Origin of the sequence: Streptomyces sp. NPDC008086 (genome assembly GCF_042957325.1) — a bacterium.
Taxonomy (GTDB): Bacteria; Actinomycetota; Actinomycetes; order Streptomycetales; family Streptomycetaceae; genus Streptomyces.
Window position 1 is genome coordinate 170,816 of sequence record NZ_JBIBIA010000010.1, and the last position, 26,740, is coordinate 197,555.

General features: G+C 71.9%; 20 protein-coding genes. 14 read left to right on the top strand and 6 right to left on the bottom strand.

The window, feature by feature from the left end; genetic code table 11:
* Positions 1-115: 115 nt before the first annotated feature.
* Entirely contained in the window at positions 116-2,878 is a 2,763-nt protein-coding gene (locus ACFZBP_RS33200; protein ID WP_391418635.1) for a lysylphosphatidylglycerol synthase domain-containing protein, read from the bottom strand.
* A 186-nt stretch (positions 2,879-3,064) separates the two neighbouring features.
* On the opposite strand from ACFZBP_RS33200, the gene ACFZBP_RS33205 reads away from it, so the two are divergent.
* From ACFZBP_RS33205 to nudC, 5 genes are all read left to right on the top strand, one after another.
* Positions 3,065-3,490 (top strand): MGMT family protein, encoded by a 426-nt coding sequence (locus ACFZBP_RS33205; RefSeq protein ID WP_391418638.1) that lies wholly within the window; start codon positions 3,065-3,067, stop codon positions 3,488-3,490.
* 257 nt (positions 3,491-3,747) lie between these two features.
* Positions 3,748-7,125, top strand: a complete 3,378-nt coding sequence (locus tag ACFZBP_RS33210; protein ID WP_391418640.1) for a UvrD-helicase domain-containing protein — start codon at positions 3,748-3,750, stop codon at positions 7,123-7,125.
* Between the two features lie 116 nt (positions 7,126-7,241).
* Positions 7,242-10,814 carry a UvrD-helicase domain-containing protein gene (locus ACFZBP_RS33215; protein WP_391418643.1) on the top strand — a complete coding sequence of 1,191 codons (3,573 nt, stop codon included), beginning with the start codon at positions 7,242-7,244 and terminating at the stop codon, positions 10,812-10,814.
* A 10-nt stretch (positions 10,815-10,824) separates the two neighbouring features.
* Complete coding sequence (locus ACFZBP_RS33220) at positions 10,825-12,228, top strand: dipeptidase (RefSeq protein ID WP_391418645.1); 1,404 nt, start codon at positions 10,825-10,827, stop codon at positions 12,226-12,228.
* A 157-nt stretch (positions 12,229-12,385) separates the two neighbouring features.
* Positions 12,386-13,327, top strand: a complete 942-nt coding sequence (gene nudC / locus ACFZBP_RS33225) for an NAD(+) diphosphatase (protein WP_391418647.1) — start codon at positions 12,386-12,388, stop codon at positions 13,325-13,327.
* 112 nt (positions 13,328-13,439) lie between these two features.
* Here the strand turns inward: nudC and ACFZBP_RS33230 are convergent, their stop codons facing one another.
* Positions 13,440-13,682 carry a mycoredoxin gene (locus tag ACFZBP_RS33230; protein WP_037886733.1) on the bottom strand — a complete coding sequence of 81 codons (243 nt, stop codon included), beginning with the start codon at positions 13,680-13,682 and terminating at the stop codon, positions 13,440-13,442.
* Positions 13,683-13,866: 184 nt separating this feature from the next.
* Here ACFZBP_RS33230 and ACFZBP_RS33235 point away from each other — a divergent pair, with 184 nt between their 5' ends.
* From ACFZBP_RS33235 to ACFZBP_RS33255, 5 genes are all read left to right on the top strand, one after another.
* Positions 13,867-16,062 carry a UvrD-helicase domain-containing protein gene (locus ACFZBP_RS33235; RefSeq protein ID WP_391418652.1) on the top strand — a complete coding sequence of 732 codons (2,196 nt, stop codon included), beginning with the start codon at positions 13,867-13,869 and terminating at the stop codon, positions 16,060-16,062.
* Positions 16,063-16,227: 165 nt separating this feature from the next.
* Positions 16,228-16,548 carry a hypothetical protein gene (locus ACFZBP_RS33240; protein ID WP_383451637.1) on the top strand — a complete coding sequence of 107 codons (321 nt, stop codon included), beginning with the start codon at positions 16,228-16,230 and terminating at the stop codon, positions 16,546-16,548.
* 175 nt (positions 16,549-16,723) lie between these two features.
* A complete protein-coding gene (locus ACFZBP_RS33245) occupies positions 16,724-17,083 on the top strand; it encodes a WhiB family transcriptional regulator (protein WP_391418655.1) in 360 nt (119 codons plus the stop codon).
* Entirely contained in the window at positions 17,080-17,403 is a 324-nt protein-coding gene (locus tag ACFZBP_RS33250) for a hypothetical protein (RefSeq protein WP_391418658.1), read from the top strand. Before ACFZBP_RS33245 ends, ACFZBP_RS33250 begins: the two co-directional genes overlap by 4 nt.
* 136 nt (positions 17,404-17,539) lie before the next feature.
* A complete protein-coding gene (locus ACFZBP_RS33255) occupies positions 17,540-17,749 on the top strand; it encodes a hypothetical protein (RefSeq protein ID WP_383451646.1) in 210 nt (69 codons plus the stop codon).
* Positions 17,750-17,755: 6 nt separating this feature from the next.
* Here ACFZBP_RS33255 and ACFZBP_RS33260 read toward each other — a convergent pair whose 3' ends face one another.
* On the bottom strand, positions 17,756-19,126 hold the full coding sequence (locus ACFZBP_RS33260) for an AarF/UbiB family protein (RefSeq protein ID WP_391418660.1): 1,371 nt from the start codon (positions 19,124-19,126) through the stop codon (positions 17,756-17,758).
* The gene (locus ACFZBP_RS33265; RefSeq protein WP_391418663.1) at positions 19,119-20,339 is read right to left on the bottom strand and encodes a TOMM precursor leader peptide-binding protein; all 1,221 of its coding nucleotides are present in this window, start codon (positions 20,337-20,339) and stop codon (positions 19,119-19,121) included. The genes ACFZBP_RS33260 and ACFZBP_RS33265 overlap by 8 nt, the downstream gene beginning before the upstream one ends.
* 275 nt (positions 20,340-20,614) lie before the next feature.
* Between ACFZBP_RS33265 and ACFZBP_RS33270 the strand changes: the two genes are divergently transcribed.
* The 4 genes from ACFZBP_RS33270 to ACFZBP_RS33285 all read left to right on the top strand — a co-directional run bounded on the left by ACFZBP_RS33270 (position 20,615) and on the right by ACFZBP_RS33285 (position 24,548).
* Positions 20,615-21,211, top strand: coding sequence for a M48 family metallopeptidase (locus ACFZBP_RS33270; protein ID WP_383451652.1), 597 nt, complete (start codon positions 20,615-20,617; stop codon positions 21,209-21,211).
* Between the two features lie 126 nt (positions 21,212-21,337).
* On the top strand, positions 21,338-23,083 hold the full coding sequence (locus ACFZBP_RS33275) for a TerD family protein (RefSeq protein ID WP_391418667.1): 1,746 nt from the start codon (positions 21,338-21,340) through the stop codon (positions 23,081-23,083).
* 11 nt (positions 23,084-23,094) lie between these two features.
* A complete protein-coding gene (locus ACFZBP_RS33280) occupies positions 23,095-23,775 on the top strand; it encodes an AIM24 family protein (RefSeq protein WP_062718094.1) in 681 nt (226 codons plus the stop codon).
* A gap of 17 nt (positions 23,776-23,792) precedes the next feature.
* Complete coding sequence (locus ACFZBP_RS33285) at positions 23,793-24,548, top strand: AIM24 family protein (RefSeq protein WP_062718092.1); 756 nt, start codon at positions 23,793-23,795, stop codon at positions 24,546-24,548.
* A gap of 65 nt (positions 24,549-24,613) precedes the next feature.
* Here ACFZBP_RS33285 and ACFZBP_RS33290 read toward each other — a convergent pair whose 3' ends face one another.
* Positions 24,614-25,135: an NUDIX hydrolase gene (locus tag ACFZBP_RS33290; RefSeq protein WP_383451657.1), complete on the bottom strand. Its 522-nt coding sequence runs from the start codon at positions 25,133-25,135 to the stop codon at positions 24,614-24,616.
* Positions 25,132-26,583, bottom strand: a complete 1,452-nt coding sequence (locus tag ACFZBP_RS33295; RefSeq protein ID WP_383451660.1) for a zinc-dependent metalloprotease — start codon at positions 26,581-26,583, stop codon at positions 25,132-25,134. The genes ACFZBP_RS33290 and ACFZBP_RS33295 overlap by 4 nt, the downstream gene beginning before the upstream one ends.
* Between the last annotated feature and the right edge of the window lie 157 nt (positions 26,584-26,740).

The window sequence follows — 26,740 nt, forward strand, 5'->3', positions numbered from 1 at the left end:
CGGGGCGCGAGCCGTACGAGGGACGGCGGCGCCTGGGCCTGTTCCGTGCCTCACAACGTACGACGCCGAGGTTGTCGTACGACAAGCCCCGCTGTACCGCGTACGCCGTCCCGCGCTACAGCGCGCCCTTGCGGGTGAGGTGGTTGAAGGCCAGCCAGCCCGGCAGCACGGGCAGCCAGAGCGTCAGGAGCCGGAACAGCAGCACCGCGGGCGCGGCGACCTCGCTGGGCAGGCCCACGGCGATCAGACCGACGGTCAGGGTCGCCTCCACGGCGCCGACGCCGCCCGGGGTGGGCGCGGCGGAGCCGAGCGCGTTGCCCGCGAGGAAGACGACGGCCACGCTGGCGATGCTGAGCGAGGTGCCCTCGCTGCCGAACGCGCGGATCGAGGCGTCCAGGCACATCACGAAGCAGGCCGTCAGCAGCAGCATGCCGCCGATGCCGGTGACCAGCTTCTGCGGCCGCTGCAGCACGTCGAGCATGCGCGGGACGACACCCGCGAACAGCGACCTCACGCGCGTGACGACGAACTTCCGCAGGAATGGCACCGAGGTCACCACGAGCACCAGCACCGCCACCGTGAGCAGACCCGCGATGACCGTCCGGGACGGCGACAGCGACGGTGTCTTCTCGGTGCCGGTCAGGTAGCCGAAGGACAGCAGCATCAGGATGTGGCAGCCGAGCCCGAACAGCTGCGAGGCGCCGACACTCGCCACCGCGAGCCCCGGCCGCACTCCCGCGCGCTGGAGGAAACGCGTGTTCAGGGCGACCCCGCCGACCGCGGCCGGCGCGACGATCTTCACGAAGGACCCGGCGACCTGCGCCGCCACCGTCCGCCGGAACGGCACCCGCTCGGGCACGAAGCCCAGCAGCGCCATCGCCGCCGCGAAGTAGCTGGCCGCCGAGAACAGCACCGCCGCGGCCACCCAGCCCCACTGCGCGTTGGAGATGAGCGGGCCGAACTCGATGTGGGTGAGCTGGGTCAGCAGGAAGTACGCGCCGATCGCACCGGCGATGAAGCTGATCAGCGTGCGCGGCCGCACCCGCTCCAGGCGGGCCGGTTCGACCGGCGCCTGCGGCCTGATCCGCAGCACCTCGTGGCGGATCTGGGTGAGCAGATCCTCCTCGCGCGCCTCGTCCAGGGCCTCGTCGATGGCCCGCTTCTCGGCCCGCGCCTGCGCTTTCACGGTCTTCTTGTCCGGCTTGTCGAGGGCCGCCCCGGCCTCGCTCGGGGCCTCCTCGCTGCGGGCGTGCTTCGCGTGCTTGGACGCCTCCAGTACGGCGTCCCGCTCGCGCTGGGCCCTCTCCCGGGCGAGTCTGCGCAGCGTCGCGCGCGTGGAGCGGCTCAGGGCGATGGGCTGGAGCATCGGCAGACAGTCGGCGACCGCGTCGGGGCCGAGCACGCTCACCGCCGAGGCCACCGCGCGCTCGGCGCCCACGCGCAGGCCGAGGGTCACCAGCAGCTGGGAGATGTCCATGCGCAGCAGCAGGCTGTTCGCCGCGATCTCACCGATGCGCAGGTCGGTGATGATCACCTTGCCGGAACGATCCACCAGAATCGCGTCACCCACCAGCCTGCGGTGCGCGATGCGCCGGGACTGCAACGCCTTGACCTGGAGCCAGGTGTCGCGCAGCAGGTCGTCGGTGATCTCCTCGTCCGCCAGCGAGTCCAGCGTGTGGCCGCCGGTGTGCTCGTAGACGAGCATCACGGCGTCCGGGCCGAGCTCGGAGGTGGCGATCAGCTTGGGCGCGTTGGCCCCGGCCGCGATGGCCGCGTAGGCGAGCAGCGCCTCCTGCTCCAGGGCCTGCCGGAGCGACTGGAGGCTGCTGCGGGTGGCGAAGCCGCGCAGCGTCAGATTGCGCCACGCGCGATAGAAGAAGCCCTGGGCCTGCTGCTCCCGGTCGACCACGGTGACGTCCAGCGGCGGACCGTCCTCCAGGGTGACGAAGTAGCGCCGGCCGCGGTCGCCGGTCTCCTGGGTGTCGGAGATCTCCTCGCGGGCCGCGCTCACCGGGCGGAAGCCGACGTGCCTGAGGCCCGCCATCAGGGTCCGTCCGGTGGGACGGACATTGGGCGAGCCGACCGCGTACAGCGTGCCGTAGGCGACCGTCCAGCCGATCAGCAGCGTCAGGAGGATCGAGAACGGCGTGGTGTAGCCGGTGACCAGCATGGAGAAGGCGTAGAGGACCAGGACCGCCCAGAGCACCGCACGCCAGCGGGGTCTGCGGGACATGCCCACGGCGGTCATGTACGCGATCACCGGCGCGAGATACCCGTGCACCGGGTCGGTGAGGGAGCCGATGTCGCCGGGGGAGGGCTGGGTGAGGGCGTCCCGGATGGACTCCGGGGCGGCCCGCGCGACCCACAGGTCCGTGGCGAGCGTCACCCCGTGCGCGAGGACGGCGGCGAGGACACCGTCGGCGATCCGCAGTCCGTCCCGCTTGATGAGCCGCTCGATCGCGAAGGCGACGGGCACCAGGAGGATGGCGATGCTGGAGACGAGCCCGGCCATCTTGCTGAACACGTCGGGTGCCTGGCCGGTGCCCTTGTTGATGTCCTGTTCGAGGCCCGAGGTGGTGCCGTGCGCGAACGCGGCGATCGCGAGCAGCAGCACGATGCCGAGCACGCCCACGAGGAGCCGCATCAGGTCGGAGGGACGGTGCACGCGCGCGGGGAGCAGCGGTTCGTCGCCCTCGACCTCGTCGACGTGCGCCTCGTCCAGGTCGTACGCGGCTTCGTCCTTCTTGCCGGTGCCGCCGTCGCCGCCCTTGTCGCCGCCGTCGCCGGTGTCCTTCTTGCCGGCGTTCGCGGTGCCCGGGCGCGACGAAGCGTCAGAGGTGCTTTCCGCGCCCTCCGGGTGCACACCCTGCTGCTTCATCGTCTCTTCTTGATCTCGTATCACCAGTCACCGCCCGCACGATGGTGGCATGCTCCGCCGACACACGGGGGCATCAGGGTGCAAATGCGGGGGCGCACAGTCTGCCCGAAGGGCCGCCGCGGGGCGAGGCACACGCACAGTGGCGAGCGCGCCACATTGTCGGTGGGGTGGGGCAGGATGGGCCGGATGAGTGAGGAGAGTCTCCCGGACCATGATCGTCCGGATCGCGACGACGTCCCCCCGGACCACGACGTCCGCCCGGAGCACGCTGACGCGCTGCCGGAGTACGCCGAGCGGGTCCTCGAGGTCGCCGAGCTGGTTCCGCCGGGCCGTGTCATGACGTACGGGGACATCGCGGAGTGGCTGGAGGAGGGCGGGCCCCGCCAGGTCGGCCGGGTGATGGCCCTCTACGGGGGCGCCGTTCCGTGGTGGCGGGTGGTCCGCGCGGACGGGGTCCTGCTGCCCGGGCACGAGCTGCGGGCGTTGGAGCACTACCGCGCGGAGGGCACGCCGCTGAAGGAGGCGAGCAGGGCCGCGGAAGGCCACCTGCCGCGCCTCGACATGAGGCGGGCGCGCTGGGACGGCGGCGAACGCGCACAGGGTCACACCTGACAGCTTCCGCCATCGCAGGCCCCGCTGTGTGACCCGTGATCCGTACGGGGGAAAGAGGGCACGTCCGTGGCATGACGTACGTTCGTGAGGTGAGGGACGTACGTGTCCCAAGTGAACCGAGGGATGAATCGGAAGCCCTGCTTCCGCACCATCCGTCGGCGTAGCGTCGGCTGCGCGTGTCCCCCTCACCCCGCGGCCACCGCCCTCCGCGCGCGAGGGGCGTTCCACCAGCACACCCACCAGGACCGGCGAACCACGTGAGCTCCTCTTCCTCCACCAGGCGCCTGTCGCACCCCCAGGTGCGACAGGGGACCCGTGGCGCTTACCGGCTGGTGCGTGCTCCCGTCGTGCGAACGGCTCCCCCTCGTCTGGACGCGGCACAGCGCGCCGTGGTTGACCACTCCACCGGCCCGCTGCTCGTTCTCGCAGGCCCGGGCACCGGCAAGACCACCACGCTCGTCGAGTCGGTGGCGGCCCGCGTGGCCCGTGGCGGGGACCCCGAGCGCATCCTGGTGCTGACGTTCAGCCGCAAGGCGGCCGTGGAGCTGCGCGACCGTATGGCGCTGCGCATGGGCGCGGCCCGCGCGCCCCGGGCGACCACGTTCCACTCGTTCTGCTACGCCCTGGTCCGCGCCCACCAGGACAGCGACCTGTTCGTGGAGCCGATGCGGCTGCTGTCCGGTCCCGAGCAGGACGTGACCGTACGGGAGCTGCTCGCGGGCCAGCCGGACCTGGAGCGGCTCGGACTCGCCCATGTGCGCTGGCCGGACGAGCTGCGCGCCTGCCTGACCACCCGCGGCTTCGCCGACGAGGTCCGCGCGGTCCTCGCCCGCAGCCGTGAACTCGGCCTCGGCCCCGACGCGCTGGACGCCTTCGCCCGCCGCATCGGCCGCCCCGACTGGCGCGCCGCGGCCTCCTTCCTCGCCGAGTACCTCGACGTGCTCGACATGCAGGGCGTCCTCGACTACGCCGAACTCGTCCACCGCGCGGTGCTCCTCGCCCGCCGCCCCGAGGCCGCCCAGCGGCTCGCCGCGCAGTACGACGCCGTGTACGTCGACGAGTACCAGGACACCGATCCGGCCCAGGTACGGCTGCTGCACGCCCTCGCCGGGGACGGGCGCACCCTCGTCGCCTTCGGCGACCCCGACCAGTCGATCTACGCGTTCCGGGGTGCCGACGTGAACGGCATCCTGGACTTCCCGCACGCCTTCCCGCGCGCGGACGGCCGCCCCGCGCCCGTCGAGGTCCTGCGCACCTCCCGTCGCTCCGGAGCCGCCCTCCTGGCCGCGACCCGGCTGCTGACCCAGCGCATGCCGCTCACCCGGCTCCCGGCCGAGAAGGTCCGCGCCCACCGCGAGCTCGCCCCGGTCAGCGAGGGCGGCCGCGTCGAGGTCTTCACCTACCCGACAGCCGGCACCGAACTGGACAACATCGCCGACATCCTGCGCAGGGCCCACCTGGAGGACGGCGTGCCCTGGGGTGAGATGGCCGTCCTGGTACGCGCGGGGTCGCGCACGATCCCGACGGTGCGCAGGGCGCTCACCGCGGCCGGGGTTCCTCTGGACATCGACGGCGACGATCTGCCGCTGCGGCACGAGCCGGCGGTGGCGCCGCTGCTGACGGCGTTGCGGGCGGTGGCAACGGCGGAGGCCTCGGGACGTCCGGAGGCCGAGGCCGAGGCCGAGACCTCGGCCGAGGAGCCGGTGCCGTCTTTGCTCGGCACCGAGATCTCGGCCGAGGAGCCGGAGCCCTCCTGGCTCGACACCGAGACCGCCCTCACCCTGCTCGCCTCCCCCCTCGCCGGCATGGACGCCGCCGACCTGCGCCGTCTCGGGCGGGCCCTGCGCGACGAGGAGCGGGCCGCGGGCAACCCCTTGCCTCCGCCCTCGGACGAGCTGCTCGCGCGGGCCGTCGCCGAGCCGGAGCGGCTCGCGGTGCACGACCCCACGTACGCGCGTGGCGCCCAGCGGCTCGGCGCGCTGCTCCGCAAGGCCCGTGAGCGCCTCGCGGGCGGCGGTACGGCCGAGGAGGCGCTGTGGGACCTGTGGGAGGGCACGCCCTGGCCCACCCGCCTGGAGCGGGCCGCCCGGCGCGGCGGCGCCGCCGGACGCAACGCCGACCGTGACCTCGACGCCGTATGCGCCCTGTTCGCGACAGCGACCCGCGCGGAGGAGCGCACCGGCGGCCGGGGTGCCCTGAACTTCCTGGCGGAGATCGAGGCCGAGGACATCGCCGCCGACACCCTCACGCGGCGGGCCGTACGCCCCGACGCCGTGCGCCTGATGACCGCGCACCGCTCCAAGGGGCTGGAGTGGCGCCTGGTCGTCGTCGCGGGCGTCCAGGAGGGCCTGTGGCCGGACCTGCGCCGCCGTGGCTCCCTCCTGGAGGCCGACCGCATCGGCCGCGACGGACTCGCCGAACCGCTCACCCCGGGGGCCCTGCTGGCGGAGGAGCGCCGCCTGTTCTACGTCGCGGCCACACGCGCGCGTGAACGCCTCGTCGTCACGGCGGTGAAGGCCCCGGCCGACGACGGCGACCAGCCCTCGCGCTTCCTGACCGAGCTGGGCGTCGAACCGAGGGACGTCACGGGCCGCCCGCGCCGCCCCCTGGCTGTCGCCGCGCTCGTCGCCGAGCTGCGGGCGACGACGGTCGACCCGCGCGCGTCGGACACCCTCAGGCAGGCCGCCGCCCGCCGGCTGGCCCGGCTCGCCGCGCTCGCCGACGAGGACGGCCGCCCGCTGGTGCCCTCCGCGCATCCCTACCGCTGGTGGGGCATGTTCGAGCCGACCGAGTCCAAGGTGCCGCTGCGCGACCGTGACCAGCCCGTGGTGCTCTCCGGAAGCGCCCTCGACCAGCTCGCCAACACCTGCTCCCTGCAGTGGTTCCTGGGCCGCGAGGTGAAGGCCGACGCGCCCGCGACCGTCGCCCAGGGCTTCGGCAACGTCGTGCACGTCCTCGCCGACGAGGTCGCCTCCGGGCACACCCCGGCCGACCTCGCCGTCCTCATGGAGCGCCTCGACTCCGTGTGGAACGCCCTGGCCTTCGACGCGCCATGGAAGTCGGCGCAGGAGAAGGCCAACGCGCGCGTGGCGCTCGAACGCTTCCTGAAGTGGCATGTGATGGACCGCGCGGGCCGCACCCCGGTGGCCAGCGAACACGACTTCGACGTCACCCTGGAGGCGGGCGACTTCGAGGTACGCATCCGCGGCCAGATGGACCGCGTCGAGGCCGACGGCGAAGGACGTGCCTACGTCGTCGACTTCAAGACCGGAAAGCAGGCACCCAGCGCGGCCGAGGTGGCCCGCCACCCGCAGCTCGCCGTCTACCAGCTCGCCGTCCACGAGGGCGCCGTCGACGAGGCCTTCGACGGCGTACGCCCCCGACCGGGCGGCGCCGAACTGGTCCAGCTGCGCCAGGGCGCCGCCAAACGGGACGGCGGCGACACCCTGCCCAAGGTGCAGGGGCAGGAGCCCCTGGACGGCGGCGAGGGGGAGTGGGTCGGCGACCTGCTCGCCACGGCCGCGGGCAAGGTCCTCGACGAACGGTTCACACCCACCGCGGGCCAGCACTGCACCCACTGCGCGTTCCGGGCGTCCTGCAGCGCGCGGCCGGAGGGGCGGCACGTGGTCGAGTGACGCCTCGTCAGCGACCGGAGTGACCGATCGCACCTCCCGTGCTGACCTGCGCTTCTCCCGTCCCTGAGGGGTGATCCGGCACCCCCTGTCAGTGCCCGCGGCTAGCCTCTCTCGATGTGCCCGCCCGTATCACCGATCCCGAACAGCTCAAGGAGCTCCTCGGCATCCCGTTCACGCCGGAGCAGACGGCCTGCATCACCGCGCCGCCCGCCCCGCAGGTGATCGTGGCCGGAGCCGGATCGGGCAAGACGACGGTGATGGCGGCGCGCGTGGTCTGGCTGGTCGGCACCGGCCAGGTCGCCCCCGAACAGGTCCTCGGCCTGACCTTCACCAACAAGGCCGCCGGTGAACTCGCCGAACGCGTCCGCAAGGCGCTCGTCAAGGCCGGCGTCACCGACCCCGACGTCATCGACCCGGACAACCCGCCGGGCGAGCCGGTGATCTCGACGTACCACGCCTTCGCGGGCCGTCTGCTGACCGACCACGGCCTGCGCATCGGCCTCGAACCGACCTCCCGCCTGCTGGCCGACGCCACCCGCTACCAGCTCGCCGCGCGCGTGCTGCGCGAGGCCCCGGGCCCGTACCCGGCCCTCACCCGCTCCTTCGCCGACCTGGTCAGCGACCTCCTCGCCCTGGACTCCGAACTCGCCGAGCACCTCGTCAGGCCCGAGGCCCTGCGCGCGTACGACGCCGAACTGCTGCTCGGCCTCCAGAGCGCCAAGCTCACCAACGCCGACCTGCGCAAGGTCCCTGAGGCGGCCGCCGCGCGCCGGGAACTCGCCGAGCTCGTGGTCCGCTACCGCGCCGCCAAGCGGGAGCGCGATCTGCTCGACTTCGGCGACCAGATCGCCCTGTCGGCACAGCTCGCCGGCCTCCCCGAGGTGGGCCGCGTCCTGCGCGACGAGTTCCGCGTGGTCCTCCTGGACGAGTACCAGGACACGTCCGTCGCCCAACGAGTCCTCCTGGCAGGTTTGTTCGGCGAGGGCACCGGGCATCCGGTGACCGCCGTCGGCGACCCCTGCCAGGCGATTTACGGCTGGCGCGGCGCCTCCGTCGCCAACCTGGACGACTTCCCCGAGCACTTCGCCCACGCCGACGGCCGCCCGGCCACCCGCCAGGCACTCAGCGAGAACCGCCGCAGCGGCGGCCGTCTCCTCGACCTCGCCAATGGCCTCGCCGAGCCCCTGCGCGCCCTGCACGCGGGCGTGGAGGCCCTCCGCCCGGCCCCGGGAGCCGAGCGCGACGGCACGGTCCGCTGCGCGCTGCTGCCGACGCACGCCGAGGAGATCGACTGGATCGCCGACTCCGTCGCACACCTCGTCCGCACCGGCAAGGAGCCCGGCGAGATCGCCGTCCTGTGCCGGACGGCGACGGACTTCGCCGAGATCCAGGGCGCGCTCGTCGCCCGGGACGTCCCCGTCGAGGTGGTCGGACTGTCCGGGCTGCTCCACCTGCCCGAGGTCGCCGACCTGGTCGCCGTCTGCGAGGTCCTCCAGGACCCCGGCGCCAACGCCTCCCTGGTCCGCCTGCTGACCGGCCCGCGCTGGCGGATCGGCCCGCGCGACCTCGCCCTCCTGGGCCGCCGCGCCCGGATGCTGGTGTCCCACGCGCGCGTGGAGGGCGACGACGACCCGGACCGTCGGCTCGCCGAGGCGGTCGAGGGAGTCGACCCCGCCGAGGTGATCTCCCTCGCGGACGCCCTCGACACGTTCCTGGAGACGCCGCTGGACGGCGACGGTGACGACGACAGGCTGCCGTTCTCGCCGGACGCGCGCGTGCGGTTCGCGCGCCTGGCCACCGAACTGCGAGACCTGCGCCGCTCCCTGTCCGACCCGCTGATGGACGTCCTGCACCGCGTCCTCGCCGTCACCGGTCTGGAAGTGGAGCTGTCGGCGTCCCCGCACGCACTGGCCGCCCGCCGCCGTGAGACCCTCTCCAACTTCCTCGACATCGCCGCCTCGTTCGCGGCCGGCGACCACGAGGCGACCCTGCTCGCCTTCCTGGCCTTCCTGCGCACCGCCGCCCAGTACGAGAAGGGCCTGGACAACGCCCTGCCCGGCGGCGAGAACACCGTCAAGGTGCTCACGGCGCACAAGTCCAAGGGCCTGGAGTGGGACGTCGTCGCCGTCCCCGGCCTGGTCACCGGCACCTTCCCCAGCACCCAGGGCCGCGAGAAGTGGACCGCGCAGGGCAAGGTGCTGCCGCACGAACTGCGCGGCGACACCGACACGCTCCCCGACGTCACCTCATGGGACTCCCGCGGCCTGAAGGCCTTCCACGAAGCCATGAAGGAGCACCAGCACACCGAGGAACTCCGCCTCGGCTACGTCACCTTCACGCGCCCCCGCTCCCTGCTCCTCGGCTCCGGGCACTGGTGGGGCCCGAGCCAGAAGAAGCCCCGCGGCCCCTCCGACTTCCTCCAAGCCCTGTACGGCCACTGCGTCGCCGGGTACGGCGAGATCGAGGCGTGGGCCGACGAGCCGGCCGAGGACGCGGAGAACCCGGCCCTGCATCGGGAGACCGCCGACCAGGTGTGGCCCCTGCCCCTCGACGACGCCGCCCTGGCCCGACGCCGCGCTGCCGCCGAGACCGTCCTGGCCCACCTGGAGAGCCTCGGCTCCCACGAGGAGGGCCACCCCGCCGCGACGCACTATCCGGACATCTACGAGGATCCGGAATGGCCTCCGCCACCGGACGACGAGGCGTTCGAGGACGAGTTCCCCGGGGTGGCTCGCGACGAGTTCCCCGAGGTGGTCCCCGACGAGTTCTCCGGGGACGGCGACCCCTTCGAAGGGGATCACGCGTACGAGGAGAACCCCGGTGACTGGGACTCCTGGGCCACGGACCGCCCGACAGCCGCGCGCGTCCCGACCGTCCCGCACCAGGCGACACCCTTGGAGCCCCCCGCCGGTCCCGCTCGCCCCCACCCCACCGAACCGGCGCTCACCCCGGAGGAAGCCCGCACCATAGCCTCCTGGGACCGCGACCTCGACGCCCTCACCGGGGAGCTCCTGCGCGCCCGCGCGAGCGTCACGGACGTGACCCTGCCCGCGTCCCTGACCGCGTCGCAGCTGCTGCGGCTGGCCGCCGACCCGGACGGGTTCGCGCAGGAACTCGCGCGCCCCATGCCGCGCCCCCCACAACCCGCCGCACGTCGAGGCACCCGATTCCACGCCTGGGTGGAGGCCCGCTTCGAGGAGCTGACGCTGCCCATGCTGGAGCCCGAGGACCTGCCCGGCAGCGAGGCCGAGATCGCCGACGAACGCGACCTCGAAGCCCTCAAGGACGCCTTCGAGCGCACGGAGTACGCGCACCGCACGCCGTACCGGGTCGAGGCCCCCTTCCAGCTCGTGATCGCCGGCCGCGTCGTACGGGGCCGGATCGACGCCGTGTACAAGGACGTCGACGCCGAGGGGGCGACGACGTACGAGATCGTCGACTGGAAGACCAACCGCACCCGCACCGCCGACCCGCTCCAGCTCGCCCTGTACCGACTCGCGTGGGCCGAGCAGCAGGGAGTGCCCCCGGAGTCGGTCGACGCCGTGTTCCTGTACGTCCGCAGCGGCGAGGTCGTACGCCCGGACGACCTGCCGGGCCGGGCCGCGCTGGAGCGGCTGCTGACCGAAGAGCCGGTCGCGGGGGCGGGGTGTGAGGAACCGCCCACCGAGGATGTCGGTTCGGGCCGATAGGCTCGTGACCATGAGCCAGACCCCGGACAGCGCCGTCCGCACGTACATCGATCAGCATCGTGCCGCCTTCCTCGACGACCTCGCCGAGTGGCTGCGCATCCCCTCCGTGTCGGCCCAGCCCGACCACGCGCCCGATGTACGCCGCAGCGCCGACTGGCTCGCCGCCAAGCTCAAGGAGACCGGCTTCCCGACCACCGAGGTCTGGCCCACGCCGGGAGCGCCCGCCGTCTTCGCCGAGTGGCCCTCCGACGACCCCGAGGCGCCCACGGTCCTCGTCTACGGCCACCACGACGTGCAGCCGGCCGCCCGCGAGGACGGCTGGGACAGCGAACCCTTCGAGCCCGTCGTCCGGGACGGACGCCTGTACGCGCGCGGGGCGGCCGACGACAAGGGGCAGGTGTTCTTCCACACACTCGGCGTCCGCGCCCACCTCGCCACCACCGGCCGCACCACCCCGGCGGTCAACCTGAAGCTGCTGATCGAGGGCGAGGAGGAGTCCGGCTCCCCGAACTTCCGCGCCCTCGTCGAGGAGCACGCCGAGCGGCTCGCGGCCGACGCCGTGATCGTGTCCGACACCGGCATGTGGTCCGAGGACACCCCGACGGTGTGCACGGGCATGCGCGGCCTCGCCGAGTGCGAGATCCAGCTGTACGGCCCCGACCAGGACATCCACTCCGGGTCCTTCGGCGGCGCGGTCCCCAACCCCGCGACCGCCGCCGCCCGCCTGGTCGCCGCCCTGCACGACGAGCAGGCGCGCGTGGCGATCCCGGGCTTCTACGACGGCATCGTCGAGCTGACCGACCGCGAGCGCGAGCTCTTCGCCGAACTGCCCTTCGACGAGCAGCGGTGGCTGCGCACCGCCAAGTCGTACGCCACCTGGGGCGCGGTCGGCCACACCACCCTGGAGCGCGTCTGGGCCCGCCCCACCGCCGAGGTCAACGGCATCGGCGGCGGCTACCAGGGCCCCGGCAGCAAGACGATCATCCCGTCCTCTGCCATGGTGAAGCTCTCCTTCCGGCTGGTCGCGGGGCAGGACCCCGACCACGTCGAGAAGGCCGTCCGTGCCTGGGCCGATGCCCAGGTACCCGCCGGGATCCGCTGTGAGATCACGTTCGGCGGGGCCACGCGCCCCTGTCTGACGCCGCTGGACCACCCGGCCCTCCAGTCCGTCGTACGGGCCATGGGCCGCGCCTTCGAGGGGCCCGTCCGCTTCACGCGTGAGGGCGGCTCCGGACCCGCCGCAGACCTGCAGGACATTCTCGGCGCACCCGTGCTCTTCCTCGGCATCTCCGTCCCCTCCGACGGCTGGCACGCCCCGAACGAGAAGGTCGAGCTCGCCCTGCTCCTCAAAGGCGTCGAGACCACCGCATACCTCTGGGGCGACCTTGCCGCCAACTGGCGCCATGAGCCCTGACCCGTCCGGGCCGTCCGAAGGGGCATCGCGCGCGGGGCACACTGAGAAGGCCGCCCCCGCACCGCCGACCCCTGCCGCACCCGCTCGCCTTCCGTCCCACGTCCCGCCGATACGCCCGCCGAAGCACACCGTTCCACTGGGGGAGTTGGAAGCACCCGTGACCACCTCGACCGACCACACCGCCGACCGACCCATCTCGCTCACCGCCCCGAGCGGCATCGACCGCGCCGCCCACCACCGGCTCGACGAGGCCTGGCTCGCGGCGGCATGGAGCCACCCCACGACCCGCTGCTTCGTGGTTTCCGGCGGCCAGGTCCTCATCGACGAGACGGCGGACGGGCGTACCGAACTCGTCATGACCCCCTCCTTCGAGGCCCCCCTCACCGAGGCACACCGCTACTTCCTCGGCATCGACGAGGAGGGCGTCAGCTACTTCGCCCTCCAGAAGGACGCGCTGCCCGGCCGCATCGACCAGTCCGCGCGCGCGGCCGGGCTGCGCGAGGCGGGCCTGCTGCTGTCGCCACGTGACGCCGGTCTGATGGTGCACGCCGTCGGCCTGGAGAACTGGCAGCGCACCCACCGCTTCTGCTCCCGCTGCGGCGAGCGCACGGTGATCGCCGCGGCCGGCCACATCCGCCGCTGCCCCGCCTGCGGCGCCGAGCACTACCCGCGCACCGACCCCGCCGTGATCATGGCCGTCACCGACGAGGACGACCGCATCCTCCTCGGCCGCCAGGTCCACTGGCCCGAGGGCCGCTTCTCGACACTCGCCGGTTTCGTCGAGCCTGGGGAGTCCATCGAGCAGGCGGTGCGTCGGGAGGTCTTCGAGGAGGCCGGTGTCACCGTCGGAGAGGTCGAGTACGTCGCCAGCCAGCCGTGGCCCTTCCCGTCCAGCCTCATGCTGGGTTTCATGGCCCATGCCACCTCCACCGAGGTCCAGGTCGACGGGGACGAGATCCACGAGGCCCGCTGGTTCTCCCGCGACGAGCTGCGCGCCGCCTTCGACTCCGGCGAGGTCATGCCGCCGTACGGCATCTCGATCGCGGCCCGCCTGATCGAGCTCTGGTACGGCAAGCCACTGCCGACGCGCAGCGTCTAGTCGGCCATGAAGGCAGAGAGAACAGCAGAAAGAACGGCATGTAGAACAAAGAGGAAGGGTGGCCGTCCCGGCTCGGGACCGCCACCCTTCCTCTTCTGCTTCTGCGCGTCGCTCACACGCCGATCTTCTGCTTCACCTGAGCCAGCGACGGGTTCGTCAGCGTCGAACCGTCCGCGAAGAGCACGGTCGGGACCGTCTGGTTTCCGCCATTCGCCTTCTCGACGAACGCGGCGGACGCCGGATCCTGTTCGATGTTGATCTCGGTGTAGGCGATGCCCTCACGCTCCAGCTGCTTCTTCAGCCGCTGGCAGTAGCCGCACCACGTGGTGCTGTACATCGTCACAGTGCCCTGCATGTCTCGCGCGCTCCTCTGATGGCTCGGGGAAACAGGTCGTTCAGAGGGGCAACGTACGTGACCGGGGCGCCATTCCCACCCGGGGTATGCCCGGCACGTGACGCCTGCCGCATTAGTACGACTACCGATGCCTGCCTGTGGACAACCGGCACAGTCGTCTCCGGCGACCTGGCAGCATGGCGGTGTGACAGCAGCAACGCACTCCACCCTTTTCCCGCAGGTACCGGACTCTGCCGACGCGGTGCTCGAAGGGCTCGACCCCGAGCAGCGCGAGGTGGCCACCGCCCTGCAGGGTCCGGTGTGCGTGCTCGCGGGCGCCGGCACGGGCAAGACCCGGGCGATCACCCACCGCATCGCCTACGGGGTGCGCGCCGGCATCCTCCAGCCCTCCAGCGTGCTCGCCGTCACCTTCACCAACCGGGCCGCCGGAGAGATGCGCGGACGGCTGCGCCAGCTCGGTGCCGCCGGGGTCCAGGCCCGCACCTTCCACTCGGCCGCCCTGCGCCAGCTCCAGTACTTCTGGCCGAAAGCAGTCGGTGGCTCCATGCCCCGGCTGGTCGACCGCAAGATCCAGCTCGTCGCGGACGCGGCCGCCGCCTGCCGCATCCGCCTCGACCGGAACGAGCTGCGGGACGTCACCGCCGAGATCGAGTGGTCCAAGGTCACCCAGACCGTTCCCGCCGACTATCCGCCCGCCATCGCCAAGGCCGGCCGCGACGCCCCCCGCGACCCGGCCGAGATCGCCCAGATCTACAACGTCTACGAGGACCTCAAGCGGGACCGCTCCGTCATCGACTTCGAGGATGTCCTGCTGCTCACGGTCGCCATCCTCCAGGACCGGCACGACATCGCCGACCAGGTCCGCTCGCAGTACCAGCACTTCGTGGTCGACGAGTACCAGGACGTCAGCCCGCTCCAGCAGCGCCTGCTGGAGCTGTGGCTCGGCGACCGTGACAACCTGTGCGTGGTCGGCGACGCCAGCCAGACGATCTACTCGTTCACAGGCGCAACTCCCGACCATCTGCTGGACTTTCGCACCCGCCACCCCGGTGCGACCGTCGTCAAGCTGGTCCGCGACTACCGCTCCACCCCCCAGGTGGTCCATCTCGCCAATGGTCTGCTCGCCCAGGCCCGGGGCCGCGCCGCCGACCACCGCCTGGAACTGGTCTCCCAGCGCGATGCGGGCCCCGAGCCCGTCTACACCGAGTACACCGACGAACCCGCCGAGGCCGAAGGCGCCGCCCGCCGCATCCGCGAACTCATGGACTCCGGCGTCCCGGCCGCCGAGATCGCCATCCTCTTCCGTACGAACGCCCAGTCCGAGACCTACGAGCAGGCCCTCGCCGACGCGGGCGTGCCTTACCAGCTGCGCGGTGCCGAGCGGTTCTTCGACCGCCCCGAGGTGCGCAAGGCCGGTATCGCCCTGCGTGGCGCGGCCCGCTTCGGCGGCAACGACACACTCCTCGACGACGCCCCCGACCTCCCCTCGCAGGTGCGTGCCGTGCTGTCGGGGGAGGGCTGGACCACCCAGCCGCCGGCCGGTTCCGGTGCCGTCAGAGAGCGCTGGGAGTCGCTGGCCGCACTGGTGAACCTCGCCCAGGACTTCGCCGCCGCCAAACCTGACGCCACCCTCGCCCACCTCGTGACGGAGCTCGACGAGCGGGCGACCGCCCAGCACGCCCCGACCGTGCAGGGCGTCACCCTGGCCTCCCTGCACTCGGCCAAGGGCCTGGAGTGGGACGTCGTCTTCCTGGTCGGGGTGGCCGAGGGCATGATGCCGATCACCTACGCAAAGACCGACGAGCAGATCGAGGAGGAGCGCCGCCTCCTCTATGTCGGCGTCACCCGGGCCAGACGGCACCTGCATGTCTCCTGGGCGCTCACCCGCGCGCCCGGCGGCCGCCCGAACCGCCGCCCCAGCCGCTTCCTCGACGGACTGCGCCCCGGCTCCACCGCCACCGCCGGACGCGCCGCCGCGGGCGGCTCCGGAGGCGTGCTGCGCGGATTCACCAGTACGCCGGCGGCGGCCCCGAGACGCACCCAGCGCACTCCGGCGCGCTGCCGTGTCTGCGGGCGCACCCTCACCGACGCCGGTGAGATGAAGCTGATGCGCTGCGAGACCTGCCCCTCGGACATGGACGAGGGCCTCTACCAACGACTCCGCGAGTGGCGCGGGGTCCAGGCCCGCCTCAGCGGCCAGCCGGACTTCTGTGTCTTCACGGACAGAACCCTGATGGCCATCGCCGAGGCGGAGCCGGTCAGTCCGGTTGAGCTGTCCCGCATCCCCGGTGTCCTCAAGCGCAAGCTCGACCGCTACGGAGCCGATGTGCTGGCCATCTGCGCAGGCCAGGAGGTTGGGGAGGACGCCGACGGGGAATGACACGAACTCGTCGAAAAAATAGTTTGCGCATGCCCCAGCAATCCCCATAGGTTCTTAGCCACGGGAACGGAGGCCTTCTCGGAGGCCCCAATTCCGTGTTCTACTTACATACCCGTCGGACTGGCTCACCCCAGTCCCCTTAGACGCCGAGAGGAGGCGAGTCCAGTGATCAGCATCAACACCATCAGCATCGTGAAAATGACCGATCGCTCGGTCGTCGCTTCCCTGTGCATGCTCGGCGCCTCCAACCAGGGCACCGGTCTGTCCGGCATCCGTGCCGACCGCCCGGCGTCCTCCCTGTCGCTCGCGGGTCTCCCTGTCCGTGAGCGCAATGAGCGACCGACCAAGGCACTGGAAGCGGCAGTAGAGGCAAAGGCGCAGGCCTATGCCTTCACGGCGACCGGTGCCGGATTCCGGAAGCAGACGACGCAGCACCACCAGATGTGGGCCTTCCGTGGGCCAGAACCCTGGAGTGATCCAGCCTGATCGCCGATCAGGCCGGCGCCTTCAGGGCCGCGGAACCCCATCCGGGATCCGCGGCCCTTCTGTTTGTCCCCGAACGGGGACGACGGAGCGAAGGGGCCTCGGGACAAGGAAAAACCCGGTACCAGCCGCCACCCGGTCCCACAGGACCGGAACGAAAAGACGAGGAAGACGAACCGTGCAACTCGAAGCGCACGCCCCGTCCGTACCGCCCTCAGACGCGATCCCCAAGCCCGGCTTCACGGAGGACTCCACCTTGACCCCCCTCACCGCGCTCGACGACGCCATCGAGAACCTCGGCGTACCCGTCCCCTGCCGCTCCTACGACCCGGAGGTCTTCTTCGCCGAGTCGCCGGCGGACGTCGAGTACGCCAAGTCCCTCTGCCGCACCTGCCCGCTGATGGAGGCCTGCCTCGCCGGCGCCAAGGAGCGGCGTGAGCCCTGGGGCGTCTGGGGTGGCGAGCTGTTCGTCCAGGGTGTCGTCGTCGCCCGGAAGCGGCCGCGTGGTCGCCCGCGCAAGAACCCGGTCACGGCATGAACACCGCAGGAACGATCGACCGCCCCCTCACGCACGACCCCCAGAAGCAGGCCCCGATGAAGCCGTCCACCCACGAACTCGCAGGCTCCGCGCCTGAAGACTTCACCACCAGTGGCGCGAACGACTCGCGTCAGAACAGGAACCGAGAGATGCAACTCATCCAAGAAGCCCTGGCACGTGCGCATATGCACGAGCGGCACCAGGAGGCCGAGCAGGAACGCCGGGCCATGCGCCTGGCGACCGCTCGCCGCATGCAGCGCAGGGCCGAGCGTGCCTCGCTGCGCGCCCGCCGCGCGCTCGCCATGGCGGTCATGCAGTAACCGACCACACCACCCGGTGGTGGCCTCCCGACCCGGGAGGCGATAGCTCCCCGCGGGGGCCGGTCCGTGCGAACGGACCGGCCCCCGCGGTGCGTTGTGACCGCTGATCAGCGAGCTGCGGCGGTATCGTCGCCGAGTGACGAGTCCTTCCGGAGGCAGTGACAACCGCGGCTCCGCGACCGAGCCCCAGCTCCTCGTGTGCGCCCGCTGCGGCGCCCGGGCCGACGCCCCGCAGCCCACCTGGACCTGCTCCGTGGAGAACGGCGCCCGCCACTACATCTGCGACACCTGCTCCCGGGAGAATCTCAGAGCGATCGAGGGGCGGCTCGACTCGGCCTGGTGGTAGACCGGCTCACGCCTCGGCCGCCGAATCCCCCTCGTCCGCCATCTCCTCCGGAACGAACCCCGGCAGCCACTCCTCCAGTTCCTCCCGCAGCCGCACCGTCGCGCCCAGCTGGCACAGCACCCCGATCGTGCTCAGCGTCACCCGGTGGATCAGGAGGTACGCCGGGGGCAGGTTGAGCCGCTTGCCCAGCTGGTAGGCGGGGGAGCGGGGGTCGGCCACGCGGGCAGCCTGGCTGCGCATCCAGCCGCGGGTGAAGGTGAACTCGTCGACCTGGGCCGGTTCGATGATCGGCAGGAGGTAGTCGAGGACCGCGTCGGGCTCCAGGTCGATGGACTCCTTGACGAAGCCCTCGGCGCGGAGAAGGTCGTAGACGGCGTCCGCCTCGCCGTCCAGGGTCATCCGCAGGGACTCGCCGATCGGTGTCGGAAGACCGCCGGGAAGCCGGTCGACCGTGCCGAAGTCCAGCACGCCGAGCCGCCAGTCGGCGGCACCGTCGGGGCCGCCCGGCAGAAGGCGGAAATTGCCTGGGTGCGGGTCGGCGTGCAGCAGGCCGGTGCGGGCCGGGCCGGAGAAGAGGAAGCGGGCCAGGAGCTGACCGGCGCGGTTGCGCTGCTCTTCGGTACCGTCCGAGATCACCTCGGAGAGCGGGATGCCGTCGATCCACTCCGTGACCAGGACCTGATCGCACTGCTGGACCACGGCCGGCACGACGACGTCCGGATCGTCGGCGAACTCCTCCGCGTGCGCCTGCTGGGCCTGCGCCTCCAGGGCGTAGTCCAGTTCCTCGGAGACCCGGTCCTTGAGCTCCGCGATCAGCGGCTTGACGTCCATGCCGGGAATCAGCGGACCCAGCAGCCGGGCGAAACGGCTCAACTGATTCAGGTCGGACAGCAGGGCCTCGCCGGCCCCCGGGTACTGCACCTTGACCGCCACCTCGCGGCCGTCGTGCCACACCCCCCGGTGCACCTGCCCGATCGAGGCCGCCGCGGCCGGCTTGTCCTCGAACTCCAGGAACAACTCGTGCCAGTCCTCGCCGAGCCGCTCCGCCAGCACGGCGTGCACGGTCCGCGTCGGCATCGGGGGCGCCGCCTCCTGCAACTTGGTGAGCGCCGCGCGGTACGGGCCGGCGATCTCCTCGGGCAGGGCCGACTCGAAGACGGACATGGCCTGCCCGAACTTCATCGCGCCGCCCTTGAGCTCCCCGAGCACCTTGAACAGCTGCTCCGCGGTGCGCTGCTGCAGCTCGCGGCCGACGATCTCCGCGGACTCGCCGACGATCCGCTTGCCGAGTCCCCAGGTCGCCCGCCCGGCGAAGCCGAGCGGAAGCGCGGCGAGCTTGGCGGTACGGGTGACCGCCTTGCGGGGAAGATCAGACATGCGCCCTCCTGGTCCCAGCCGGCCGCTTCGCGTCTGCCCTACGGCGCAACTCCTTCGACGGCCCTTGCTCCGCCATTGTCTCGTGCGACCCCTCGTCCTCGGAGGGGTGTTCTCCCTCACCTTTGTCCGTGACGCCGCACGGGCATGCGGGGTGTGCCCACACCGGTCGCGCGTGCCAGCTGAGACCGGGCAGGGACACCTCCCAGCGTGCACCCGCGCTCGACGGAACCCGGCCGTCCAGGAACGCGAGGGCGTGCGCCGCGGCCAGTCCGGCGACCGTGGTGGCCAGTGTGAGGTCGCAGGGCGGCACCTGGTGTGCCCGGCCCAGGCCCGAGCGCCATTGCGCGACCAGGCGGGGCCAGACCGGGTCCCGGTCGGTTCGCCCCTCGTGGAGACACCCGGCGCAGGCGGTCTCGCCGGGCAGGACGAACGGGCCGACCACGCCGGTGCCCTCGACGACGCCTGCGTACAGATGGGGCGTACCGGAGGAGATGAGGGGTTCGGCGGCGGGCGGGGAGGGTGCGTGCACCGCGACGTCGTCTCTCGGCGCGATGATCACCAGCGAGTGGCCGGTGCCGTCCGGATCGCGAGCCGACCGTGAGCCGCGGCGCGGTGGGCGGTCCGGTGCGCAGCGACGGGCGGCTCGCCGCGCCGCCTCGTCCCTGCGCTCGCCGACCGCCTCCGCGGGCAGCCCGCCCGGCGCGACGTCCCCCGGCTCGACACGGCCGACATCTCGCACGTCTACCTCGCCGACCCCGGCGCCCGACAGCAATGAGGCGATCATCGAACCTACCCGGCCGGCCCCCCTGACCTGCACGCGCAGTGAGCGGCGGGCGGCGAGCCGGCCGATCGCCTCGCCCGGCTCGGACGTGGTCAGGGACAGCGAGGCCAGATCGGGGCGCAGCCGGTCCAGGACCTCCTTCTTGCGGCGCAGTGTGTCGGCGGCCGGACCGCCGCCCTTCGCGTCGTCGAGAAGCCCAGCCCCTGCCAGTCGCCGCACCAGCCCCTCGACATGACCGTCCGGCAGGTCCATGCGGCGCCCCTCTTCCCGCAACAGCTCCAGGCCGCGGGTGCCGTTGAGCAGATCGAGGAAGCTGCCCGTCGCCGTGTCCATCGGACCCAGCGTCAGCGCGTGTGCCGGAGTCATCCCGAACTGCACGGTGTTGAGATCCCGCCAGCCCCGCCGCAGCGCGGGCTTCAGCAGCGGAGCCACCGGTACCGCCGAGTCGTCCGAAGTCTCTGAAACCGTAGAAACCGTCGCTTGCATGAACAGGCCCCCGTAGCCCTCGTGGTGCGTCCCCGTGTGCCGGTGGAGCTCGGTCGCAGCTCCGCCGGTGACTGCCAGCATGCCCCGCCGCGGCGTTCGGCGCCGAAAGTTGTCCACAGGCGGTGGATATTCGTCGTACAAATCAAACGCATGGTGGGGGATCGGCATCGAACCGTCCCGGAGTCGGGACTTCCCCCATGTGCAGCGGGTAACGTCGGGGCGTGTCCGCCGACCCACTGCACCGCGCCGGAACGCCGCAGCGCCGTACGACGAGCCCGCCGTCGAACGGCTCGGGGGCGAGCGCGATCGAGGTCCGCAGGAGCGCCCGGCGCCGCCGGACCGTCTCGGCGTACCGCGAGGGCGACCGCACCGTCGTGCTCATCCCCGCCCGGATGTCCGAGGCGGAGGAGCAGCGCTGGGTGAACGTCATGCTCGACAAGCTGGCCGCCCAGGAGAGCAAGCGGGTCCTCGGTGACACCGAACTGGCCGAGCGCGCCGAGCGGCTGTCGGAACAGTACTTCGACGGCCGCGCCCGACCCAGCTCGGTCCGCTGGGTCACCAACCAGAACACGCGCTGGGGCTCGTGCACCCCGGCCGAGGGCAGCATCCGTCTCTCGCACCGGCTGCAGGGCATGCCCGAGTACGTCGTCGACTACGTCCTCCTGCACGAACTCGCGCATCTCCTGGTGCCCGGTCACGGGCCGCGCTTCTGGCGGCTGCTGGAGGCGTATCCGCGCACCGAGCGGGCGAAGGGATATCTCGAAGGTGTGGTCGCCGCCGAGCGGCTGCCCCATTTGCCCGGCGCGCGCGGCGAATGACCCGACCTCCCTGTCCGGCCCGGCGAGGGTTGTGTACCGGGTCTGTACCGGCTTCGCTCGATGTCCGAGTTTGCCGTTAGCCTGGCGCGACGCACTCACATTCGGGATGGGGGACGGTCGTTACGCATGGCCAGGGAATTCCAACGCGGCCACAAGGCCAGGATCAGTGACCTCACCACGGGCACCGATCTGTACGTAGGGGTACAGATCACCGCTCCAGGGCTGACCTTCGACATCAGCTGCTTCGGTCTCGACGCCGACGAACGGCTCTCGGACGACCGCTACTTCGTCTTCTTCAACCAGCCGAAGTCCCCCGAGGAGTCCATCCAGCTCCTCGGCGCCCAGGCCGGGGACACCGAGTCCTTCCGGATCACGCTCGACAAGATCCCTCCGCAGATCCAGAAGCTGTCCTTCACGGCGACGATCGACGGCGCCGGACAGATGTCGCAGGTCAGCCCCGGATACATCCGCATCGTCGCGGGCGGCGAGGAGGTGGCCCGGTACGCCTTCAGCGGCTCGGAGTTCTCCACCGAGCGCGCCGTCATGCTGGGCGACTTCTACCTCAAGGACGTCTGGCGGTTCGCCGCGGTCGGCCAGGGCTTCGACGGCGGCCTCGAGGCGCTGCTGAGGAACTTCGGCGGCGAGGTCGCCGAGGAGGAGACGCCCGCCGCCGCACCTCAGCAGCCCCAGGCAGGCGCGGCCCCTGGCTTCGCACCGCCCGCCCAGGCCACCGCACCGCCCGCGTTCGGCGCCCCGGCCGGCACCCCTGCCCCCGCTCCCGCCCCACAGCCCCCCGCCCCGGCACCCGCTCCCGCCCCGGCCGCCCAGGGCTTCGCGCCCCCGCCGGGAGCCACGCCACCGCCTCCGAGCCCGGCACCCTCCGTGCACGCGCAGCCGACCATCGTCGCCCCCATGACACCGCCCGGCGGCGCCCCGGCGCCGCCCGCCCCGGCACCCGCGCCCTACGGCCAGCCGAACCAGCAGCCGTACGGCCAGCCCAGCGCACCGCCGCCGCCCGGCTACGGCTACCCCCAGGCACCCCCGGCACCGCAGGCGCCCCAGGCCCCCGCCCCGCCGCCCGGTTACGGCCAGCCGACTCCGCCTCCGGGCTACGGCCAGCAGCCCCCCTACGGGCAGGTCCCGGGCCAGCAGGCGCCGTACGGAGCCCCGCAGGGTGCGCCTCAGGGCGTTCCCCAAGGTGCCCCGCAGGGCCCCGGTGTGGCCGCGGCTCTCCAGCAGTTCAAGGAGACGCCCACCGGCCAGCGCTGGACGCAGCAGAACAAGAAGCTGGTCCGCGTCGACCTCGGCGTCGGCGGTCACCCAGTGCTCGCCCGCCAGGGCAGCATGGTGCTCTACCAGGGCAAGGTCGACTTCAGCTACAAGGGCGCCGGCTTCGCAGGCCGGATCGTGGGCAACGCGACCGGTCAGGAGATGCAGCTGATGCGCTGCACCGGCCAGGGCCAGGTCTTCCTCGCCGAGAACTCCACGATGCTGCACCCCATCGAGCTCCAGGGCGACGGCATCTGCGTCTCCGCGGAGAACGTCCTCGCCTTCGACGAAAGCCTCCAGTACGAGGTCCGCCGCATCGAGGGCCACGGGATCCCCGGCGGCGCGCTGTTCACGATGCAGTTCACCGGCACCGGCACGATCGTCGTGAAGACACACGGCACGCCCGTGGTCCTCCCGGTCACGCCCACGACGTTCGCCGACGCCAACGCCGTGGTCGCCTGGTCGTCCGCCGCCCAGGTGATCGTCTCCAGCCAGGTGCGGATGCGTCGCAACGCCTACCCCGGCGACACCGGAGAGAGCGTCAACCTCCAGTTCCGGGCCGCTCCCGGCAACTTCATCGTCGTCCAGCCGTACGAGATCTGAGGGAGCCCGTCATGAACCAGCCACTCGCGGGCTTCGCCCCCGCACCCGTCACCGCCCGCATGGAGAACCACGGCAACCACATGGCGAAGATCGCCATGCAGACCGGGAACGACCTCTTCGCGCGCGTGGGCTCGATGGTCGCCTACGAGGGCTTCGTCCAGTACGAGCCCAACCCGCCGGCCGTCCGCCAGATCGCCAAGGACTGGATGACCGGCGAGGGCGCGCCCCTGATGAAGTGCACCGGCGACGGGCTGCTCTACCTCGCCGACTACGGCGCCAATGTCGTCGTCATCAACCTCAACGGCGACGGCATCTCCGTCAACGCCACCAACCTGCTCGCCTTCGACGCGCATCTGACGTGGGGCGTGGAGCGGGTGAAGGGCCTGGCGAAGTTCGCCGGACAGGGCCTGTGGAACACCAAGATCTCCGGGCAGGGCTGGGTCGCGCTGACCTCCCGGGGCAAGCCGATCGTCGTGGACTGCGGCGGTGGCGAGGACGAGACGTACGTCGACCCCGACGCGCTCGTCGCCTGGTCGCCCAACCTCAAGGTCAAGGGCAAGCGCAGCTTCAAGGCGCAGTCGCTCATCGGCCGGGGCAGCGGCGAGGCCTACCAGATGGCCTTCTCCGGCCAGGGCATCGTCGTCGTCCAGCCCAGCGAGGACAGCACCGACCGCCTCCGGGTCCGGGGCTGAGGGGGAGCCAGAACGCCATGCAGAGTCCGCTTTTCGCCTACAACGACCAGCAGACCCAGGACCGCTGGAGCCTGCAGAACAAGCAGATGCTCCGCGTCGCCCTGGAGGGCCACGACGACATCCTCGCCCGCAAGGGCACGATGGTCGCCTACCAGGGCCTGGTCGAGTTCGACGCCGAATTCCAGAGCAACCAGCAGGGACGCGCGCGTGCGCACACCGGTGAGGGCCTCGACCTCATGCGCTGCCACGGGCAGGGCACGGTCTACCTCGCCAACCTCAAGCAGCACGTGCACCTGGTGGACGTGGAGCAGGACGGGCTGACCGTCGACAGCAGCTATGTGCTGGCGATGGACTCCTCGCTGCACCACGAGGTCATCGCCGTGGACAGCCTCTACGGCATCTCCGGCTCCGGGAAGTACCAGCTCAACATCACCGGCCGCGGCAAGGTCGCCCTCATGACCTCCGGCATGCCGCTGATGATGCAGGTGACGCCCGACAAGTACGTCAACTGCGACGCCGACGCCATCGTCGCCTGGTCGACGAGCCTGCGGGTGCAGATGCAGGCCCAGACGCACTCCTCCGGGGTGTGGCGGCGCCGGGGCAACACCGGTGAGGGCTGGGAGCTCAGCTTCATGGGCAGCGGTTACGCGATCGTGCAGCCCAGCGAGCTGCTGCCGCCGCAGAACGCCCAGATCGGCTCCGGCCTCGCCGCGCAGTACGGCATGGGGCAGCAGGGGGCCCGCGGGCAGAACCAGGGCAACGTCTGGAGCTGACCGTCCGGAAAACAGACGTAAGGGGCGACCGCCATTGGCAGTCGCCCCTTACATGTGCCCGAAGGTCACAGCCTCGCGCGCGTCGCCTCCAGCAGCCGTACGACCGACTCGTCGGCCACGTCCGCGACCTCGCCGTAGGCGAACCAGCGCACGTCCAGCGACTCCTCGCTGATCGCGTGCTCGGCGTCCTGAGGCGCCAGGACCGCGTACTGCACGTCGAAGTGCCAGTTGCAGGGTGCCGGGATCGGATGCCGGTCGAGCCGCACCGGGCCGCCGGGCAGCAGCGACAGGCCGGTGATGCCGGACTCCTCCGTGGCCTCGCGCAGGGCGGCGGCCGTCAGGGAGGAGTCCTGCGCCTCGCAGTGGCCGCCCATCTGGAGCCACATGCGCAGCTTCCGGTGGAGGGTCAGCAGCACGCGCCCGCGCGAGGGGTCGATGACCAGGGCGCTCGCCGTGATGTGCCCGGCCTCGCAGGCCTTCCACATGCCGTCCGGATGCGTGGCGAGATGGTCCAGATAGGCCTGGCGCAGATCCTCCTGGTCCTCGTACCCCTTCAGCACGAGGACCGCGTCGTCGTACAGGCTCACTCCGCGCCGTCGCCCTTGCCGTCGTCCTTGGACTCGTCGTCCTTGGTCAGGTCCGGCTTGCCAGCCGAGCCGCCCGCCGCCTCGCCGAGCATCTTGTCCAGCTCGGAGAAATCGATCTGCTCGCGGTGCACGAAACCGTCCGGGTCGTCCAGGTCGGTGGCCGTCGGCAGCATGTCCGGGTGGTGCCACAGGGCGTCACGGCCGTCGACACCGCGCGCGTCCGTGAGCGAGGCCCACAGCCGGGAGGCGTCACGCAGGCGGCGCGGGCGCAGCTCCAGGCCGATCAGCGTGGCGAACGTCTGCTCCGCGGGGCCACCCGAGGCGCGGCGCCGGCGCAGCGTCTCACGCAGGGCGTCGGCGGACGACAGGCGCGGCTTCGCGGCGGCGTGCACCACCGCGTCCACCCAGCCCTCGACGAGCGCCAGAGCCGTCTCCAGACGGGCCAGGGCCGCCTTCTGCTCCGGGGTGTCCTCCGGCTGGAACATGCCCTGCTGGAGGGCGTCCTGGAGCTGCTCGGGATTCTGCGGGTCGAACTGGCCGACCACGTCCTCCAGCTTGGCGGTGTCGACCTTGATCCCGCGCGCGTAGCCGTCGACCGCGCCGAACAGGTGCGAGCGCAGCCACGGCACATGTGCGAACAGGCGCTGGTGGGCGGCCTCGCGCAAGGCGAGATACAGCCGCACCTCCTCCTTCGGCACGCCCAGGTCCTTGCCGAACGTCTCGATGTTGATCGGCAGCAGCGCGGCCTTGCCGACCGGGCCGAGCGGCAGGCCGATGTCGGTGGAGCCGATGACCTCGCCCGCGAGCACGCCGACGGCCTGCCCGATCTGCGTGCCGAACATGGCGCCGCCCATCGAGCGCATCATGCCGATCAGCGGGCCGGCCATGGCCTGCATCTCCTCCGGCAGGACGTCGCCCATCGCGGTGCCGACGCGCTCGGCGACCGGGTCGACGAGCTCCTGCCACGCGGGCAGGGTCGCCTCGACCCACTCCGCGCGGGACCACGCCACGGCGGAGCCCGCGCCGGACGGCAGGGACGTGGCGTCGTCGAGCCACAGGTCGGCCAGGCGTACGGCCTCCTGGACGGCCGTGCGCTCGGCGGGGCCGACGCTAGCGTCCTTCGTGCCGTCCGCGGTGCCCTGGGAGACCGTCTGGCGGGCGATCTGCTTGGCCATGTCCCAGTTCACCGGGCCGCCCTCGTACGAGAGCATCTGCCCCAGCTGCTGGAACGCGGCACCCAGGTCGGTGGGGTTCAGCGAACCGAACATGGCAGCGAACGGATTGTCCGCGCCGGGGCCGCCAATGCCCCCGGCACCGGGCAGCCCGCCGAAACCGAACGGGTTGGCCGGACCCTGACCACCACCGCTCTGCTGGTCCTTCTTCTTGCCCTCGTCGCCGTCGTCCGGCTCCTCCGGCGGAAGGCCGAATCCGAATGGGGTGTCACTCACGGGATTCCTCGGCTGGTTAAGGCCACCGGCTGGCACCGGCGGCGCGGCTGCCCGATAACACCACCCAGCGTAGACACCGCGAGCCGATCGGGCCTCGGTGCTTCGCCGACTCTTGGCCTGCGGCAGGATGGATGCCACCTGGTACGTACGCGTCACT

Excerpts from the sequence above, each read along its gene's own strand:
- ACFZBP_RS33200 (WP_391418635.1), bottom strand. The coding sequence starts at position 2,878 with ATGAAGCAGCAGGGTGTGCACCCGGAGGGCGCGGAAAGCACCTCTGAC.
- ACFZBP_RS33205 (WP_391418638.1), top strand. The coding sequence starts at position 3,065 with ATGAGTGAGGAGAGTCTCCCGGACCATGATCGTCCGGATCGCGACGAC.
- ACFZBP_RS33220 (WP_391418645.1), top strand. The coding sequence starts at position 10,825 with ATGAGCCAGACCCCGGACAGCGCCGTCCGCACGTACATCGATCAGCAT.
- ACFZBP_RS33230 (WP_037886733.1), bottom strand. The coding sequence starts at position 13,682 with ATGCAGGGCACTGTGACGATGTACAGCACCACGTGGTGCGGCTACTGC.
- ACFZBP_RS33250 (WP_391418658.1), top strand. The coding sequence starts at position 17,080 with ATGAACACCGCAGGAACGATCGACCGCCCCCTCACGCACGACCCCCAG.
- ACFZBP_RS33260 (WP_391418660.1), bottom strand. The coding sequence starts at position 19,126 with ATGTCTGATCTTCCCCGCAAGGCGGTCACCCGTACCGCCAAGCTCGCC.
- ACFZBP_RS33275 (WP_391418667.1), top strand. The coding sequence starts at position 21,338 with ATGGCCAGGGAATTCCAACGCGGCCACAAGGCCAGGATCAGTGACCTC.
- ACFZBP_RS33280 (WP_062718094.1), top strand. The coding sequence starts at position 23,095 with ATGAACCAGCCACTCGCGGGCTTCGCCCCCGCACCCGTCACCGCCCGC.
- ACFZBP_RS33285 (WP_062718092.1), top strand. The coding sequence starts at position 23,793 with ATGCAGAGTCCGCTTTTCGCCTACAACGACCAGCAGACCCAGGACCGC.